This window comes from Nocardioides solisilvae, assembly GCF_003194625.1.
Classification (GTDB): Bacteria; Actinomycetota; Actinomycetes; order Propionibacteriales; family Nocardioidaceae; genus Nocardioides; species Nocardioides solisilvae.
Window position 1 is genome coordinate 31,640 of sequence record NZ_QHKX01000003.1, and the last position, 16,783, is coordinate 48,422.

Sequence of the window (16,783 nt, forward strand, 5' to 3'; positions counted from 1 at the left end):
ATGCGTCCGACCCGGCAGCGCCGCGCCGTCTCCGAGGCCCTCTCCGCGTTCGACGACTTCCGCTCCGCCCAGCAGATCCACGACCTGCTGTGCTCGCGCGACGACAAGGTGGGGCTGGCCACCGTCTACCGCACGCTGTCGGCGCTGGCCGACGCGGGCGAGGTCGACGTGCTGCGCAACGAGGACGGGGAGTCGCTCTACCGACGCTGCTCCGCCACCCACCACCACCACCTGGTCTGCCGGGCCTGCGGTGCCACCGTGGAGGTCGAGGGTCCCGCGGTGGAGCGCTGGACCCGCGCGATCGCCCGGGAGCACGGCTACGCCCAGGTCAGCCACGAGCTCGAGATCTTCGGGACCTGCCCCGCCTGCCTCGGCTCGCACGACGTCCCCCACGACGGTCCCCACGACCGTGCCGACGGCTAGGCTCGCGCCCGTGCGACAAGGTGCCAGGCGCGAGGTCCGCCCCCCGACCCCCCACCCGTCGGGGGCCCGCCCCCCGGCCGTCCCGGCCGAGCTGGTGCCCCGGCACGTGGCGATCGTGATGGACGGCAACGGCCGCTGGGCCAAGGAGCGCGGCCTCCCCCGCACCCGCGGCCACGAGCAGGGCGAGAGCTCGCTCTTCGACGTCGTGGAAGGTGCCATCGAGATCGGGGTGAAGGCGGTCTCGGCCTACGCCTTCTCCACCGAGAACTGGTCCCGGTCGCCCGAGGAGGTCCGCTTCCTCATGGGCTTCAACCGGGACGTGATCAGGCGGCGTCGCGACGAGATGCACGAGCTCGGCGTGCGGGTCCGCTGGGCCGGGCGGGCCCCGCGGCTCTGGCGGTCGGTGGTCAAGGAGCTGCAGGTCGCCGAGGAGCTGACCCGGGACAACGACGTGCTCACCCTGACGATGTGCGTCAACTACGGCGGGCGCTCCGAGATCGTGGACGCCGTGCGTCGGATCGCCGAGGAGGCGGCCGCCGGCCGGATCGACCCGCGGCGGATCGACGAGCGCACCCTGGCCAGGCACCTCTACGTGCCGGAGTGGTCCGATGCCGACCTGGTCTGGCGCACCTCCGGGGAGCAGCGCCTGTCCAACTACATGACCTGGCAGTCCGCCTACAGCGAGTTCGTCTTCTCCGACGTCCTGTGGCCCGACGTCGACCGCACCCATCTCTGGGCGGCCGTCGAGGAGTACGCGCGGCGCGACCGCCGGTACGGCTCGGCCTGACCGCACGCCGTACGCCGTACCCCGCACGCCTCAGCGCTCGACGTGCTCCAGCGACCGCAGTCCGCGCTCGACGTGCCAGGCGAGGTAGGCCGAGACCAGCCCGCTGGCCTCGCGCAGGTGGCGGTCCTGCGCGGCGTGCACGACCGGCCAGTCCCCCGTGAGCAGGGCGCCGAGGACGCGCAGCGTCTCCATGGCGGGCGAGGCCGAGCCCGGGACCTTGCACAGCGTGCACAGGGAGCCCCCCGCCCCCGGGCTGAAGAAGCGGTGCGGCCCCTCGGTCCCGCAGCGCACGCAGTGGTCGAACGACGGCGCCCAGCCGGCCACCGCCAGGGAGCGCAGGAGGTAGGAGTCGAGAACCTGGCCGGGGGCGTGCTCCCCCGCCACCATCGCGCGGAGCCCCCCGACCAGCAGGAGGAACTGCTGCACGGCCGGCTCCCGCTCCTCGACCACCAACCGCTCGGCCGTCTCCAGCATCACGGTCCCCGCGGTGTAGCGGTCGTAGTCGAGGCCGAGCCGGGACTGGAACGGGGTGAGCGTCTCCGCCTGGGTGACCACGTCGAGCGAGCGCCCCTCGGCCAGCTGCAGGTCGACGTGGGTGAAGGGCTCGAGCCGCGAGCCCCAGCGCGAGGTGGTGCGCCGCACCCCCTTGGCGACCGCGCGCACGAGACCGTGCTGACGGGTCAGCAGGGTGATGATCCGGTCGGCCTCCCCCAGCTTGTGGGTGCGCAGCACGACCGCCTCGTCGCGGTAGAGGGGCACCGTCCCATTGTGCCGGACGAGCCCCGCGGATCAGCGGCTGCTGCGCCGGCGGCGCCGGCGCGTCCCGCGGGCGTCCCACACGTCCAGGGCGAAGGAGACGGCCTCGCCGTCGAGGCGGGCCGGGTCGAGCCGCCACTCCCAGGGGCCCCGGGTCCGCACGGCGCGGGCCCGCGGCAGCTCGTCGGCCAGCATCCGCACGTCGGACCACGGCCGCGCGAGGTCGCCGCGGTGGCCCAGCACGAGCGCCGGCACCTCGATCGTCCGGCGCGCCGCGGAGTCGGGCGCCAGGCGACCGAAGAGCACGCCGTGCAGCATCGCGGCGACGGCGTCGGCGCGCTGGTTGACCACGTCCAGGGCGACCCCGGCCCAGAACGGCACGATCCCGCGCGGCACCGCGCGGGAGGCCCGCCGCAACCCCGAGAAGGCGACCGGGAGCGTGCGCGCCCCGACCATCAGCGGGGCCAGGCAGGTCAGGGCGGCGGCGAAGCCGTTGTCCAGCACCGGGGACTCCAGCAGGAGGCCGCGGACGCGCTCCGGCGCCCGGACCGCCGCCTCGAGGGCGACGTTGGCGCCCAGCGAGACCCCGCCGAGCAGCGCCTGCTCGGCCCCGAGGTGGTCGAGCAGGGCCACCACGTGGTCGGCGAACGACGGCACGGAGTAGGCCAGCGGGTCCCCGGGCCGGTCGGAGCGGCCGTGCCCCAGCAGGTCCAGCGTGACGACGTGCAACCCCTCGGCGGCGAGCCTGCGGGCGAGCGGCTGGTGCATCCGGCGGGTGAGCAGCTCGCCGTGCAGCAGCAGCACCCAGCGCTCGCCGCCGCCGTACTCGGTGAACTCGAGACGGTCCCCGGACCCCAGGAAGAGCTGACCGATCCGTTCTGAGACCAACATGCACGCAATCTAGCGACCCCGGGGCTGTCTCCAGCCGAATGCCCGCGAACGAGGGGCTCTGCTGGAACACTGTGGGCCATGCCTACGCGCGTCCGGGAGCTCGAGCGGCGCTGGGCCGTGCTCGGACTCGTGCTGCTCGTGTGGGCGACGGGGTGGCTGACGCTGGCGGTCTCCTCCGCCGGCGACTCCCAGGTGGTCACCTGGTGGCCGCCGGTGGGGATCGCGGCCACGCTCGTCACGGTGACGCCGCGCCGCTGGTGGTGGTGGACGCTCCCGGCGGTCCTCGCCGCCAACGCGGCCGCCAACCTCCTGGACGGCAGGCCCCCCGTCATGGCCGTCGTCCTCAGCTCGCTCGTCGTCGCCGAGGCCGTCGTCTTCGCGTTCGTCATGAGGCTGCGCCCCGGCGGCCTCGCGGTCCTGGCCACCCAGGCGGACTTCCTGCGCCTCTTCGGTGCGGCCGCCCTGGCGAGCGCCGTCGGCGCCGCGACGGGCGCCGCGCTGCTGCCCGTCGCAGGCGCCGACGAGAGCACCCGCTACTACCTGCTGACCATCCTGCCCTCGCACGGCGCCTCGATCCTCGTGATCGCGCCGGTGCTGATGAGCCTGCGCCGCCCGCTGCTGCCGGTGCGGCTGTGGGAGCTGGTCCTGCAGACCGCCGCCGTCACGGTCACCTCGCTGGGGGTCTTCGGGCTCAGCGACACGCTGGCCCTCACGTTCCTGCCGATCCCGTTCCTCGTCTGGGGCGCGTTCCGGTTCGGGCTGCGCGTGGTGGCCGTGGAGGTCGTGGTCGTCGCGGTCGTGGCGTCGGCCTGCACCACGCGGGGCCTCGGACCCTTCGCGATGGGCGACGTCGCGCCGGGCGACCGGTTGGGGGCGACGTCGCTCGTGCAGACCTTCCTGATCTGCCTGGCGCTCGTCTGCGTGCCGCTGGCGGTCAACGTCGAGCAGTCCGTGCGGCTGACGGAGCGCCTGCGGGCGAGCAGCGACCTGTTCCGGCGCAACTTCTCCGAGTCGCTGGTGGCGATGCTCGTGCTGCGGCTCGAGCACGGACGCCTCCGGGTCTACGACGCCAACCAGCAGACCACCACGCTGCTCGGCCTGGACCGCGACGAGGTGGTGGGGCGCCCCCTGGCCGAGCTGCTCGACACCGAGACCCCGCTCGACGTGATCGCGGCCGAGGTGACCACCGCGGAGGGGACCGGGTGGCGGGGCGAGGGCCGGATGCAGCACCGTCCCGAGCGGCAGGTGCTGCTCAGCGTCACCCGCCTCTCGGGCTCCGACGACGAGCCGATGTTCAACGCCCAGCTGCTCGACCTCACCAGCGAGCGGGAGGCCCGGGCCGACCTCGACGCCGAGCGGCGCCTCACCGACATCACGCTCGCCACCACCGCCTGCCTCATCGTGGTCAGCGACCTGGAGGGCACCCTGCTGCGGGTCAACCCTGCGCTGGGCCGGCTGCTGGGGGTGGAGACCGACGCGCTCGTGGCACGCCGGGTCTGGGACGTGCTGGTCCTGCCGGAGCACCGCGAGGTCACGCAGCGGATGTTCTCGGGCAGCGGCCACCCCGACATCCCGACGAGCGTCGAGGGCGTCCTGCTCGACGCCGACCACCGGGAGCGCCGGATCGCGTGGACCAGCGCCATCGCCCCCGACCACGAGGGCAACCCCTCCTACGTCGTCATGACGGGCCTCGACATCACCGCCGAGCTCGACGCCGCGGGGCTGACCCAGCACCTCCTCGCCGCCGCCCTCGACACCGCACTGGTCGGGACGGACCTGACGGGGCGGATCACGTTCTTCAGCCCGGGGGCCGAGCGCCTGCTGGCGGCGCGGGCCTTGGAGCGGGTCAGCACGCCGCTCGTCGACCTGCTCGAGGCCGGGGAACTCTCCACGTGGGCGCACGACCGGGGCTCCTCCCCCACGTTCGAGACCCTCCTCGCGCACCTGCTCGACGGCGCGGCGCAGGACTGGACCTGGCGCCGGGGCGACGGCAGCCACGTCCTGGTCGCGATGTCGCTCACCCGGGTGACGGACCACGGCGGGTCGCTGATCGGCTACCTGTGCGTGGGCCGCGACGTCTCCGAGTCGCGCGAGACGCAGGAGATGCTCGCGACCGCGCTGGAGAAGGAGCGGACGGTCGTCGAGCGGCTGCGCCACCTCGACGTCGCGAAGGACGAGTTCGTCTCCACCGTCAGCCACGAGCTGCGCACGCCGGTGGCCAGCATCGTCGGCTACACCGAGCTCCTGCAGGACGGGGACTTCGGCGACGTGCCCCCCGAGCAGGTCCCCGTGGTCGACGCGATCAACCGCAACGCCGCCCGGCTGGTGACCCTCGTGGACAACCTCCTGGCGCTCAACGACCTCCGCGAGGAGACACCCGGGTGGGAGCGCTCGCGGATCGACCTCGTCGACCTCGTCCACTCGCTGGAGCACTCCGCCACCGCCTCCGAGGCCTCCCACCGGCTGCAGCTGTGCTTCAACACGCCCGGGGAGCCCGTCCTGGTGGAGGGTGACTGGGCCCAGCTGGAGCGGGCGCTCGGCAACGTGCTGGGCAACGCGCTGAAGTTCACCGAGCCACGAGGCGAGGTGACCTGCACCCTCGAGGTGGCGGAGGACACCGCCGTGGTGACCGTGCGGGACACCGGCCTGGGCATCCCCCGCGAGGAGCAGGGCAGCCTCTTCACCCGCTTCTGGCGGAGCTCGACGGCACAGGCGAGGCACATCCAGGGCACCGGCCTCGGGCTCTCCATCGCCCACGCCATCATCACCTCGCACGGCGGCACGGTGACCCTGGAGTCCGAGCACCTCCAGGGCACCACCGTGACGGTGCGCCTGCCCGTCAGGCCCGGTTGACGGCGCTGATCACGGCCTTGAGCGAGGCGGTGACGATGTTGGCGTCGAGCCCCACGCCCCACAGGACCTGGTCGCCCACGGCGCACTCCACGTAGGCCGCCGCGATCGCGTCGCCGCCGGCCGAGAGCGCGTGCTCGTGGTAGTCGAGGACGCGCACGTCGCCCCGCTCGGCGTAGGCGGGGTTCCCCCGCGCCTGCTCCTCGGCGACCAGCTCGTTGAGGGCGTTGGTGAAGGCGTTGATCGGTCCGTTGCCGACCCCGGAGAGGGTCTGCAGCTGGCCGTCCACGTAGACGTTCACGGTCAGCTGGTCCTTCTCGCCCGCAGCGGAGGAGGTGTGCACGGAGTTGAGCGACAGCGGGGTCTCGCGGTCCAGGTACTCCTGCCGGAAGACCGACCAGATCTCCTCGGGGGTGACCTCGCCGCCCTCGGCGTCGGTCCGCTGCTGGATCACCCGGCTGAACTCGATCTGGGCGCGGCGCGGCAGCTCCAGCTTGTGCTCGGCCTTGAGCAGGTAGGCGACGCCGCCCTTGCCCGACTGGCTGTTGACCCGGATCACGGCCTCGTAGCTGCGGCCCACGTCCTTGGGGTCGATGGGCAGGTACGGCGCCTCCCAGGGCATCTCGTCGACGGGGACGCCCTGCTCGGCCGCCCGCCGCTCGAGGTCCTCCAGGCCCTTCTTGATGGCGTCCTGGTGGGAGCCCGAGAACGCCGTGTAGACCAGGTCTCCCGCGTAGGGGTGGCGCGGGTGCACGGGCAGGTTGGTGCAGTACTCGACCGTGCGCCGGACCTCGTCGATGTCGGAGAGGTCGACCTGCGGGTCGATCCCCTGGCTGAACAGGTTCATCGCCAGGGTGACCAGGTCGACGTTGCCGGTCCGCTCGCCGTGGCCGAAGAGGCAGCCCTCGACCCGGTCCGCCCCGGCCATCAGGCCCAGCTCGGCGGCCGCCACGGCCGTGCCCCGGTCGTTGTGCGGGTGCAGGCTGACGGCGCTGTGCTCGCGACGCGTCAGGCCGCGGCTGAAGTACTCGATCTGGTCGGCATAGGTGTTGGGCGTGGACATCTCCACGGTGGCGGGCAGGTTGAGCACGATCTCGCGGCCGGCCTCGGGCTGCCACACGTCGGAGACTGCCTCGCAGACGTCGAGGGCGAAGTCGGTGTCGGACTGGGTGAAGATCTCGGGGCTGTACTGGTAGCCGAAGCGGCCCGACCCCACCATGTCGCCGAGCAGCTCCTCGGCGTACTTGACCACCATCTCGGTCCCCCGGGTGGCGATCGTGCGGCACTCGTCGGGGGTGACGCCGAAGACGACCCGCTGGAAGAGCGGTGCGGTCGCGTTGTAGAGGTGCACCGTCGCCCGGTCGGCCCCCACGAGCGACTGGACCGTCCGCTCGATCAGGTCGTCCCGGGCCTGGGTGAGCACCGAGACCTGCACGTCGTCGGGGATCCGGTCCTCCTCCACCAGCTGGCGGACGAAGTCGAAGTCCGTCTGGCTCGCGCTCGGGAAGCCGACCTCGATCTCCTTGTAGCCCATCCGGACCAGCAGCTCGAACATCGCCAGCTTGCGGGTCGGCGTCATGGGGTCGATCAGCGCCTGGTTGCCGTCCCGCAGGTCGGTGGAGAGCCAGCGGGGGGCGCGCGTGATCTTGCGGGCCGGCCAGGTCCGGTCCGGCACGTCGACCGGCACGAACGGCGTGTACCGCTGGAACGGCATCGGGGTGGGGCGCTGGGCGTTGCTCGTGTTGCTCAGGTGGGTCATGGTTCCTCCGTCGTCGCTGGGGCTGTGGCGACCGGCACGCAGCACGCACTCCGCAACGAGGGGGCCGGTGGGTCAGGCCTCGTTGCGGCAGCGAAGGAGGAGCAGGAAAGTCATGACGCCAGGAGTCTAGCCCATGCCCGGCTGGAGGGCGTTCCTCGTCCGTGGACGACGCCGGACCGTAGGGTCGGACCATGGCCCGGCTCCTGGTGGTGCACCACTCCCCCACGACGACCGTCCGCGCCCTCACCGACGCCGTGCTCGCCGGCACGCGGGACGACGCGCTGGAGGGGGTCGAGGTCGTGGCGCGGCCGGCGCTGGAGGCCACGGCCGCCGACGTGCTGGCCGCCGACGGCTACCTGCTCGGGACCCCGGCCAACTTCGGATACATGTCCGGGGCGCTCAAGCACTTCTTCGACACGATCTTCCTCGAGGCGGGCGGGGCGCTCACCGACGACGGCCAGGCAGGTCCCGCCGGGACCGGACGCCGGCCCTTCGGCCTGTGGGTGCACGGCCGGTACGACACCACCGGGGCGACGCGGTCGGTGCTCTCCCTGGTCCAGGCCCTCCCGTGGCGGCAGGCCACCCCCGTGCTGGAGGTCCTGGGGGACGTCGGCGAGCGGGAGCGCGAGGCGGCCTACGAGCTGGGCGCCACCGTGGCTGCCCTGGTGGAGCAGGCATGAGACCCCTCCTGTCGGCGGCCGCCTGCGCGCTGGCGCTGCTGCTCGCCGCGTGCTCCGGCGACGACGGGCCCTCGCCCGACGTGGGCGCGCCGACCACCGCCCCGACCGCGTCGGACGAGCCGCGCCCCCCGGCCCCCCGGGCCGGCGCCTGCTACCGGTTGCGCCACCGCGACGCCCTGGCCTCGGTGTCGGACCGGGCGGCCGTGCCGTGCCGGCGCAAGCACACCTCCGTCACCTTCCACGTCGGCCGGCTCGACCTGCGCCCCGGCCGGCGCCAGCGCCCCCTCCGGATCGACTCGCCGCGCGTCCGGAGCCAGGTGGCCGAGGCCTGCCTCCGACGGCTGCGCGAGCACCTGGGTGGCACCGAGGAGTCCTTCCGCCTCACCATGCTGACCACCGTGTGGTTCACGCCCAACGTGGCCGACGGCGAGCGCGGAGCCCGGTGGTTCCGCTGCGACGTCGTCGCGCCCGGCGCGCGCAGGTCGCTGCTGCCGCTCCCGGCGCCGCCCGCGCTCCGCGGCATCCTCGACGACCCCGACCGCCGCGACGCCTTCTCGACCTGCGGCACCGCCGAGCCGGGCACCGCGGGCTTCCGTCGGGTGACGTGCGGCCAGCGGCACACCTGGCGGGCGGTGGCGAGCGTGGACCTCGGGGACGGCGCCTACCCCGAGATCCGGGACACCGCCGACCGCATGCGCGAGCCCTGCACGGAGGCGGCCCGCGCCTGGGCCGACGACCCGCTCGACTTCTCCTGGACCGAGGAACGACCCACGCGCGAGCAGTGGCAGGCCGGACGACGCCACGGCCTGTGCTGGACCGCCGTCACCGACTGAGCCCCGGGGGGGCTCAGAAGCCCAGCTTGCGCAGCTGACGCGGGTCCCGCTGCCAGTCCTTGGCGATCTTGACGTGCAGGTCGAGGTAGACGGGGGTGCCGAGCAGCGCCTCGATCTGGAGCCGGGCCGTCTTGCCGACCTCCCGCAGCCGGGACCCCTTGTGGCCGATGACGATCCCCTTCTGGGAGTCGCGCTCGACGTAGAGGTTGGCGTGCACGTCGAGCAGCGGCTTCTCCTCCGGCCGGTCCTCGCGCAGGCGCATCTCCTCCACGGTCACCGCGATCGAGTGGGGCAGCTCGTCGCGCACCCCCTCGAGGGCGGCCTCGCGGATCAGCTCGGCCACCAGGACCTCCTCGGGAGCGTCCGTGAGGTCGCCGTCGGGGTACAGCTGGGGACCCTCGGGCAGCAGCGCCACCAGCAGGTCGGCGAGCAGGTCCACCTGGCTGCCGGCGGCCGCGGAGACGGGGACGATCTCGGCCCACTCGGTCCCGGTCTCCTCGCCGAGCGCCTGGATCGCGAGCAGGTGCTCGCCGAGCTGCTCGGGCGTGGCCAGGTCGGTCTTGGTGGCGACGGCGACCTTGACCTTGCGACGCACCTTGCCGAGCTCACCGACGATGTAGCGGTCGCCGGGGCCGATCTTCTCGTTCGCCGGGAAGCAGACGGCCACCACGTCCACCTCCGCCCAAGTGGTGCGGACCAGGTCGTTGAGCCGCTCCCCCAGGAGGGTCCGGGGCCGGTGCAGGCCGGGGGTGTCCACGAGGATGAGCTGCGCGTCCGGGCGGTGCACGATCCCGCGCACCACCGTCCGCGTGGTCTGCGGCTTGGACGACGTGATCACCACCTTGCTGCCCACCAGCGCGTTGGTCAGCGTCGACTTCCCGGCGTTCGGACGGCCGACGAACGACACGAAGCCGCTGCGGTGGACGGGGGCGCTCGACGCGTCGGTCTCGGTCATCGGTCCTCCCGGGCGGCGTCGTAGGCCGCCCAGATCTCGTCGTCGGTCCTGCCGGCCGCCTTGCCGGCTCGGTAGAGCGGTCCGGGGTCCACGGCCCGCGGCTGGCGGACGGCGTTGCCGCGCCAGTAGCCCATCACGTCGTACGCGTGGTGGGGAAGCCCCCGCACCCGCATCAGGTGCTTGCGGACCGCCCGCATCTGGGCGGACTCCCCCGCCATCCAGAAGTAGCCCTCACCCTCGGGCCACTCGATCTGCTCGACCGCGGCGGCGAGCGCCGAGGCGCCCGGCGCGGGCGGCGTCAACCAGGTCGTCGCGGAGCCGTCGGGCAGGTGGCCGCCGAGGACGGCCGGGTCGTCCGGCACCTCGGCCCAGACGCGCGTCGGCACGGTGACCGACTCGCAGATCCGTGCCATCGCGGGCAGGGCGGTGAGGTCGCCGACGAGCAGCAGCCACGAGGCGTCGTCGGGCATCGCGAACGACCCCTTGGGCTCGGTCACCGTGACCGTGTCGCCCACGCACCCGCCCGCCGCCCACTCGGTGACGAGGCCCGTCTCGTGGACCACGACGTCGAGCGTGAGCTCCGACCCCGTCCAGGACCGGACCGTGTAGTAGCGGCTCTGGAACTGGCCGGGCACCACCAGGCCGACCCACTCGTCGGGGATCCCCGTGCTGGTGAAGCCGGTCAGCCCCGGTCCCCCGAGGACCAGCCGGACCAGGTGCGGCGAGAGCTGCTCGCGCCGCACCACCTCGGCGGTGTGCTGCTCGGCGCGGGTGCTCACGGGTCAAGGCTAGACACCGGCCTCTCACCAGTGCGACCCCAGCCCCGGCCCCGGGCTCCCCGGCTCGGTGCGGGCGAGCAGCACCTGGTGCAGCTCGACGGTGTTGCGCTCGAACCCGAGCCGGGAGCCCGCCATGTAGAGCCCCCACACCCGGGCCGTCCCGATCCCGGCCTCGGCGACGCAGTCGTCCCAGTGGGTCACGAGGTTGGCGCACCAGTCGCGCAGCGTGAGGGCGTAGTGGTCCCGCAGGTTCTCCACGTGCAGCAGCTCGAGGCCGGCGTCCTGGGCCTCGGTGACGATCCGCCCCACGCCCGTGAGCTCCCCGTCGGGAAAGACGTAGCGGTCGATGAACGCGCCGGTCTCGGTCCTCGCGTTGTGGGGCCGGGTGATGGAATGGTTGAGCAGGCGGCCGCCGGGTCGCAGCCGGTCCCTGAGATGCCGGAAGTACGCCGGGTAGCGGCGGACCCCCACGTGCTCGGTCAGGCCGATCGAGCACACCGCGTCGAAGCCGCCGTCCACCACCTCGCGGTAGTCCTGGTGCCGCACCTCCACGAGGTCCCCCAGGCCCTCCCGCTCCACGTCCGCACGCGCCCAGGCCGCCTGCTCGGCCGACAGGGTCACCGCGAGGACGCGGACGCCGTGCTCGCGGGCCGCGTGCCGGGCCATCGCGCCCCAGCCGCAGCCGACGTCCAGCAACCGCTGCCCAGGGCGCAGGTCCAGCTTGCGCACGACCAGCTCGTGCTTCGCCGCCTGTGCCTCCTCGAGCGTGGCGTCGGCGTCGGGGAAGAGCGCGCAGGTGTAGGTCATCGAGGGGCCCAGCACCCGCTCGTAGAAGCGGTTGGAGACGTCGTAGTGGCGCTCGATCACCCCGGCGTCCCGCGTCCGGGTGTGCCGCACCCCCTCGACCGCACGCCGCCACCGCGGCAGGTGCTCCTCCGGCGGCGGCTCGGGAGGCACCAGGTGGGAGAGGCCCAGCGAGCGGAGCAGCGCCACGGTCCCCGTCGGGCCCGGCACCCGGAAGCGGGTGCGGTCCATGAGCCGGGCGAGCAGGGCGTAGGGGTCCCCGGGATGGACCCCCTCGGGCTCGAGGTCGCCCGCCACGTAGGCGCGGGCCAGTCCCAGGTCCCCGGGAGCGGTGACGAGGTAGGAGAGCCCGCGCTCCGTGCGCAGGCGCAGCCCGACCGGGGAGTCGGGGGGCCCGGTCGTGCTGCCGTCCCAGGCGCTGAGCCGCACGGGGACGCCGTCACGCATCAGGGACCCGATCACCGCCGCGACGGGCCTGCTCCGGGTCCGGGTCGGGGTCACGCTCATCGTCGTCGCACCGCCTTGTCGTGGAGGGAGGGGAACCGGTCGTCGGGGTCGTACCTGGCCTTCACCGCGGCCAGCGCCTCGCCGCCGTACGACCGGTCGAACGTCTCGCGGTCGTAGAACGCCTCGGAGTACAGCGACTTGTGGCCGCCCAGCTCGGCGACGCGTCGCTCCACCGCACGGTTCAGCGGCGAGTCGGCGGCCCCGGGGCCGACGGGGACGGTGCCCCAGAAGCCGAGGTTGACGTACGTCGTCCCGGGTCGCAGCGGGTAGGTCGGCCACGTCCGGCCCCCGCGCAGGCGCAGGGGGCAGAGCCAGACCGGCCGCAGGCCCACCTCCCGGTCGAACCACCGCAGGAAGTCGCCGCACCGGTCAAGCGGGACCTCGACGTCCTGGACGACGCGCTCCCGCGCCGGGCGCCCCGCCCGGCGGTCCAGCCTGTCGACGACGCCGTACCGGCGGTCCAGCGCCACGAGCCGGTGGTACACGTCGGAGCGTCGCAGGCGCCGGGGCCACGCCCGGCGCACCCAGGGCCGCTCCAGGCCGAAGGCGGCCGAGCACCAGAACCAGTCGGTGTCCCAGCGCCAGAGGTAGTCGTGGGTGGTGAGCAGGTCCTCGTCGCGGCTGCGGACGGACCGGTGGTAGATCCGGTCCCGGGTGTAGTCCGAGGTGGGACCGGGGTCCGCGCCGTGGGTGGCCAGCGTGAGGCGCAGGTCGTCGGGCGCGAGGGCCATCCCGTCCATGCCGTCGACCCGGGTGCCCCGCCACTCGTGGTGCGCCACCACGTGCTCCACGACCCTGCCCAGCTCCTCGGGGTCGCGCAGGCGCAGGTGCCTGAGGGCGACGTACCGTCCGACGGGCTCCAGCTCCACCTCGAGGCGGACGGCGTAGCCGAGGGAGCCGTAGGAGTTCGGGAAGGCGTCGAAGAGGTCGTCGCCGGGCTGGACCGTCACCACCGTCCCGGACCCCGTGAGCACGTCCATCTCCAGGACGGACTCGTGCGGCAGCCCGTGGCGGAAGCTGGTGGACTCGATCCCCAGCCCGCTCACCGCCCCACCGACCGTGATGGTGCGCAGCTGCGGGACGACGAGCGGTGCCAGGTCGTGCTCGAGGGTGGCCGCGACCAGGCGCTGGTAGGTGCACATCCCCTGGACCTGCGCGGTGCGCCGCACGGGATCCACGCCCAGCACCCCGGCGAGCCCGGAGACGTCGAGGCCGTGCGCCCCGGCGGTCCGCGGACGGAAGAGGTTGCCCGTGCGCTTGGCGAGCCGCACCGGCGCACCGGGCGGCAGGGCCGCCCAGGACGCCCGCAGCCGGGCGACGGCGGCCTCGTGCCGACGCCCCTCGCGGGACGCCACGTCCGGGCCCACCCGACCACGCTAGGGCAGGACGCGGGTCGGGCGCGAGCGTCAGCCCCGCTGCTCCCGACCCGGCTCGCCCGCCGTCCCGCTGGAGGTCAGCGTGCCCCGCGCGTCGCCGAGGTGGACCACGACCTCCGGGGAGGCGAACTCGACCAGCACGGCGCGGTCCTCCGGCGACAGCTCGTCGGCACCCAGGAGCACCGCTGCCTCGAGCCCCCGGGAGCCCGACGAGTGCGCCATCGCCACGGCGACCTGCACGGCGCCCAGCCGCAGCGACTCCAGCTCGACGCTGGCCGCGGCGTAGGTGCGCCCGTCGCTGTCCCGCACGGCCGCACCCTGGGCCGCGCCGACGCGGGCCCGAGTCGCCCGGGCCAGCGTCACCAGCTTGGCGTCCTCGGCCGCGAGGCCGCCTGCCTCACCCGTGCTCGCGCTCATCGGTTCCCGCCTCCGTCCCGGCCCTCGGGGCCGTCTCGTCGTCCGTGCCGTCCACGGCGTGCTCGTCGTCCCCGGCAGGCTCGGCGCCGTGGCCGGTCTGGCGGTCGGCGACCACGCTGACCAGCACGGTGCCGACCTGGTTCCGCCGTCCGGAGGGGCCCTCGGCCTCGAACCGCAGGCCGTGCACCTCGACCGTGGAGCCGGGGATCGGCACCTTGCCGAGGTGCTTGGCCATGAGGCCCCGCACCGTGTCGACGTCGTCGTCGATCACGTGGATCCCGAAGACCTCGCCCAGGTCGTCGACCGGGAACCGGGAGGAGACCCGCGTGCCGGCGGCCGTGACCTCGACCGGCACCTCGGCGGTGTCGTACTCGTCGGTGATCTCGCCGACGATCTCCTCCAGGACGTCCTCGATGGTCACCAGCCCCGCGGTGCCGCCGTACTCGTCGACCACCACGGCGATGTGCTGCCGCGACGCCTGCATCTCCGTCAGCAGGGCGTCGACGGGCTTCGAGTCGGGCACGTGGTGGACCGGGCGCATCAGCTCGTCGACGCGCTGGACCGTCTCGGCCTCCGGGTCCTCGAAGTCCCGCCGCGCGATGTCCTTGAAGTAGGCCATCCCCACGATGTCGTCGAGGTTCTCGTCGACCACCGGCACCCGGGAGTAGCCCGTGCGCAGGAACAGCGACATGGCCTGGCGGAGGTTCTTGTGCCGCTCCAGGTAGACGATGTCGGGACGCGGCACCATCACCTCGCGGACGATCGTGTCGCCCAGCTGGAAGACGGAGTGGATCATCTTCCGCTCCCCCTCCTCGATCACGGCGGAGGCCTCGGCCAGGTCGACCAGCTCGCGCAGCTCGGTCTCGGTGGAGAACGGGCCGCGCCGGAAGCCTCGCCCGGGGGTGATCGCGTTGCCCAGCAGGATGAGCAGCTGCGGGAGCGGCCCCAGCACCCGCGTGACCATGACGACCGGCCCGGCCAGCGCCAGCCCCACCGACGTGTGGTGCTGCCGGCCGAGGGTGCGGGGCGCGACCCCGATCACGACGAAGGAGACCAGCAGCATCGCCGCCAGGGCGGTGAGCAGCGTGGGCCACCAGGCGCCGTCCCAGGCGTCGTGCAGCAGCAGCGTGACCACCACGATGGAGGCGACCTCGAAGAGCAGCCGCAGGAGCAGGACGGTGTTGAGGTAGCGCGGCGAGTCGTCGAGCACCTCCAGCACCCGGCGCGCCCCCGCACGGCCGTCGGCCTGGAGCTCCTCGGCCCGCGCCCGCGAGAAGCCGCTGAGCGCCGCGTCGGCCGCCGAGAAGAGCCCGGCCAGCAGGACCATCACGGCGGCGCCGACCACCCACCAGAGCTCGCTCACCGAGGGGCCCCGGCCCGTCGTCCGCCGCTCACCCGGCGTCGGGCGCGGCGTCGGGCGCGCTGCGCCAGCGTGCCAGGAGCTGGGCCTGGAGGTCGAACATCACCTTGTGCTCCTCGGGCTCGGCGTGGTCGTAGCCGAGCAGGTGGAGGATGCCGTGGACGGTGAGGAGCTCGATCTCGGCCTCGGTCCCGTGGCCCGCCGTCTCCCCCTGCCGCTCGGCCACGGCCGGGCAGAGCACGAGATCGCCGAGGACGCCCTCCTCGGGCTCCTCGTCGACCAGGCCGGGGCGCAGCTCGTCCATCGGGAAGGCGAGCACGTCGGTCGGGCCCTCCTTCTCCATCCACCTGCCGTTGAGCTCGGCGATGGTCTCCTCGTCGACCGCCTTGATGCAGAGCTCGGCCATCGGGTGGACGCGCATGCTGTCCATCACGAACCTGCTGAGCCCCGCCAGGCGACGCACGTCCAGCGCGTGACCCGACTCGTTGAGCACCTCGATGGTCACTGACGCCGCTCCTTGGTGGTGGACCTGGCCGCGCCGTCCTGGCGCGCGTCGAACTCGTCGTAGGCGGCCACGATCTTGCCGACCAGCCGGTGCCGGACGACGTCGTGGCTGGTGAGGCGGTTGAAGACGACGTCCTCGACGCCGGTCAGGATGCTCTCGACGACCTTGAGCCCCGACTTCACGCCGCCGGGCAGGTCCACTTGGGTCACGTCGCCCGTGACGACGATCTTGGAGCCGAACCCGAGCCGGGTGAGGAACATCTTCATCTGCTCGGGCGAGGTGTTCTGCGCCTCGTCGAGGATGATGAAGGCGTCGTTGAGGGTGCGTCCGCGCATGTAGGCCAGCGGCGCCACCTCGATGGTCCCGGCCGCGAGCAGCTTCGGGATCGTCTCGGGGTCGATCATGTCGTGGAGGGCGTCGTAGAGCGGCCGCAGGTAGGGGTCGATCTTCTCGCTGAGCGTGCCGGGCAGGTAGCCGAGCCGCTCCCCCGCCTCGACCGCGGGCCGGGTCAGGATGATCCGCGTGACCGCCTTGGTCTGCAGGGCCTGCACCGCCTTGGCCATGGCCAGGTAGGTCTTGCCCGTGCCGGCGGGTCCGATCCCGAAGGTGATCGTGTGCTTGTCGATGGAGTCGACGTACCGCTTCTGGTTCAGCGTCTTCGGCCGGATCGTCCGACCCCGGTTGGAGAGGATGTTGAGGGACAGCACGTCGGCCGGCCGCTCGGTGGTCTCCTGCCGCAGCATCGAGACGATCCGCTCGATCGTCTCCACGCCGACGCCCTGGCCCGTGCGCAGGATCGCCACGACCTCGTCGAGCAGGCGCTCGGCCAGCGCGATCTCGGAGGCGTCCCCGTGGAAGGTGATCCGGTTGCCCCGGACGTGCACCTCGGCGTCGAACGACTCCTCGATCTTGGCGAGGTGCTCGTCTCCGGGCCCCAGCAGGCTGACCATGTTGATGCTGTTCGGCACCACGACGGTGTGCTTGGTGATGAGGGGTGAGTCAGTCATGGATCCCCGGGGGGCGGCCTTTCTGGGACGGCGGCTGGCCCGCCCATGCTACGCCGCTGCCGGTGGCGGGCCCCAGCGACTTTCGCCGGGGCCT

General features: G+C 73.4%; 16 protein-coding genes. 5 read left to right on the forward strand and 11 right to left on the reverse strand.

Translation table 11 applies throughout. The features are described 5' to 3' along the window. Together DNK53_RS11500 and DNK53_RS11505 are read left to right on the forward strand one after the other, a co-directional pair. Entirely contained in the window at positions 1-423 is a 423-nt protein-coding gene (locus tag DNK53_RS11500) for a Fur family transcriptional regulator (RefSeq protein ID WP_110182494.1), read from the forward strand. Between the two features lie 10 nt (positions 424-433). Then, positions 434-1,210 (forward strand): isoprenyl transferase, encoded by a 777-nt coding sequence (locus tag DNK53_RS11505; RefSeq protein WP_110182495.1) that lies wholly within the window; start codon positions 434-436, stop codon positions 1,208-1,210. A gap of 30 nt (positions 1,211-1,240) precedes the next feature. Here DNK53_RS11505 and recO read toward each other — a convergent pair whose 3' ends face one another. Beyond that, complete coding sequence (gene recO / locus DNK53_RS11510) at positions 1,241-1,969, reverse strand: DNA repair protein RecO (protein WP_110182496.1); 729 nt, start codon at positions 1,967-1,969, stop codon at positions 1,241-1,243. Between the two features lie 30 nt (positions 1,970-1,999). Next, positions 2,000-2,857: an alpha/beta fold hydrolase gene (locus DNK53_RS11515; protein WP_110182497.1), complete on the reverse strand. Its 858-nt coding sequence runs from the start codon at positions 2,855-2,857 to the stop codon at positions 2,000-2,002. A 78-nt stretch (positions 2,858-2,935) separates the two neighbouring features. On the opposite strand from DNK53_RS11515, the gene DNK53_RS11520 reads away from it, so the two are divergent. Then, positions 2,936-5,710 (forward strand): sensor histidine kinase, encoded by a 2,775-nt coding sequence (locus tag DNK53_RS11520; RefSeq protein ID WP_110182498.1) that lies wholly within the window; start codon positions 2,936-2,938, stop codon positions 5,708-5,710. Here DNK53_RS11520 and leuA read toward each other — a convergent pair. Further along, on the reverse strand, positions 5,697-7,466 hold the full coding sequence (gene leuA, locus DNK53_RS11525; RefSeq protein WP_110182499.1) for a 2-isopropylmalate synthase: 1,770 nt from the start codon (positions 7,464-7,466) through the stop codon (positions 5,697-5,699). The two genes, DNK53_RS11520 and leuA, sit on opposite strands and share 14 nt — an antisense overlap. 191 nt (positions 7,467-7,657) lie before the next feature. Between leuA and DNK53_RS11530 the strand changes: the two genes are divergently transcribed. After that, positions 7,658-8,146 carry a flavodoxin family protein gene (locus tag DNK53_RS11530; protein ID WP_110182500.1) on the forward strand — a complete coding sequence of 163 codons (489 nt, stop codon included), beginning with the start codon at positions 7,658-7,660 and terminating at the stop codon, positions 8,144-8,146. After that, positions 8,143-8,979, forward strand: coding sequence for a septum formation family protein (locus DNK53_RS11535; protein WP_110182501.1), 837 nt, complete (start codon positions 8,143-8,145; stop codon positions 8,977-8,979). The genes DNK53_RS11530 and DNK53_RS11535 overlap by 4 nt, the downstream gene beginning before the upstream one ends. 13 nt (positions 8,980-8,992) lie before the next feature. On the opposite strand, the gene era is transcribed toward DNK53_RS11535, so the two are convergent. The 8 genes from era to DNK53_RS11575 are packed head-to-tail and all read right to left on the reverse strand — an operon-like array spanning position 8,993 to position 16,689. Next, positions 8,993-9,934, reverse strand: coding sequence for a GTPase Era (gene era / locus DNK53_RS11540; RefSeq protein ID WP_110182502.1), 942 nt, complete (start codon positions 9,932-9,934; stop codon positions 8,993-8,995). After that, entirely contained in the window at positions 9,931-10,713 is a 783-nt protein-coding gene (locus DNK53_RS11545; RefSeq protein ID WP_110182503.1) for a siderophore-interacting protein, read from the reverse strand. The genes era and DNK53_RS11545 overlap by 4 nt, the downstream gene beginning before the upstream one ends. Positions 10,714-10,737: 24 nt before the next feature. Beyond that, positions 10,738-12,024 (reverse strand): class I SAM-dependent methyltransferase, encoded by a 1,287-nt coding sequence (locus DNK53_RS11550; RefSeq protein WP_110182504.1) that lies wholly within the window; start codon positions 12,022-12,024, stop codon positions 10,738-10,740. Beyond that, positions 12,021-13,391, reverse strand: a complete 1,371-nt coding sequence (locus tag DNK53_RS11555) for an FAD-binding oxidoreductase (RefSeq protein WP_239456502.1) — start codon at positions 13,389-13,391, stop codon at positions 12,021-12,023. Before DNK53_RS11555 ends, DNK53_RS11550 begins: the two co-directional genes overlap by 4 nt. Positions 13,392-13,430: 39 nt before the next feature. Beyond that, entirely contained in the window at positions 13,431-13,817 is a 387-nt protein-coding gene (locus DNK53_RS11560; protein WP_110182505.1) for a cytidine deaminase, read from the reverse strand. Next, positions 13,798-15,180: a hemolysin family protein gene (locus tag DNK53_RS11565; RefSeq protein WP_239456503.1), complete on the reverse strand. Its 1,383-nt coding sequence runs from the start codon at positions 15,178-15,180 to the stop codon at positions 13,798-13,800. The genes DNK53_RS11560 and DNK53_RS11565 overlap by 20 nt, the downstream gene beginning before the upstream one ends. A 28-nt stretch (positions 15,181-15,208) precedes the next feature. Beyond that, entirely contained in the window at positions 15,209-15,682 is a 474-nt protein-coding gene (gene ybeY / locus DNK53_RS11570) for an rRNA maturation RNase YbeY (RefSeq protein WP_110182506.1), read from the reverse strand. Continuing rightward, the gene (locus DNK53_RS11575) at positions 15,679-16,689 is read right to left on the reverse strand and encodes a PhoH family protein (protein ID WP_110182507.1); all 1,011 of its coding nucleotides are present in this window, start codon (positions 16,687-16,689) and stop codon (positions 15,679-15,681) included. The genes ybeY and DNK53_RS11575 overlap by 4 nt, the downstream gene beginning before the upstream one ends. Between the last annotated feature and the right edge of the window lie 94 nt (positions 16,690-16,783).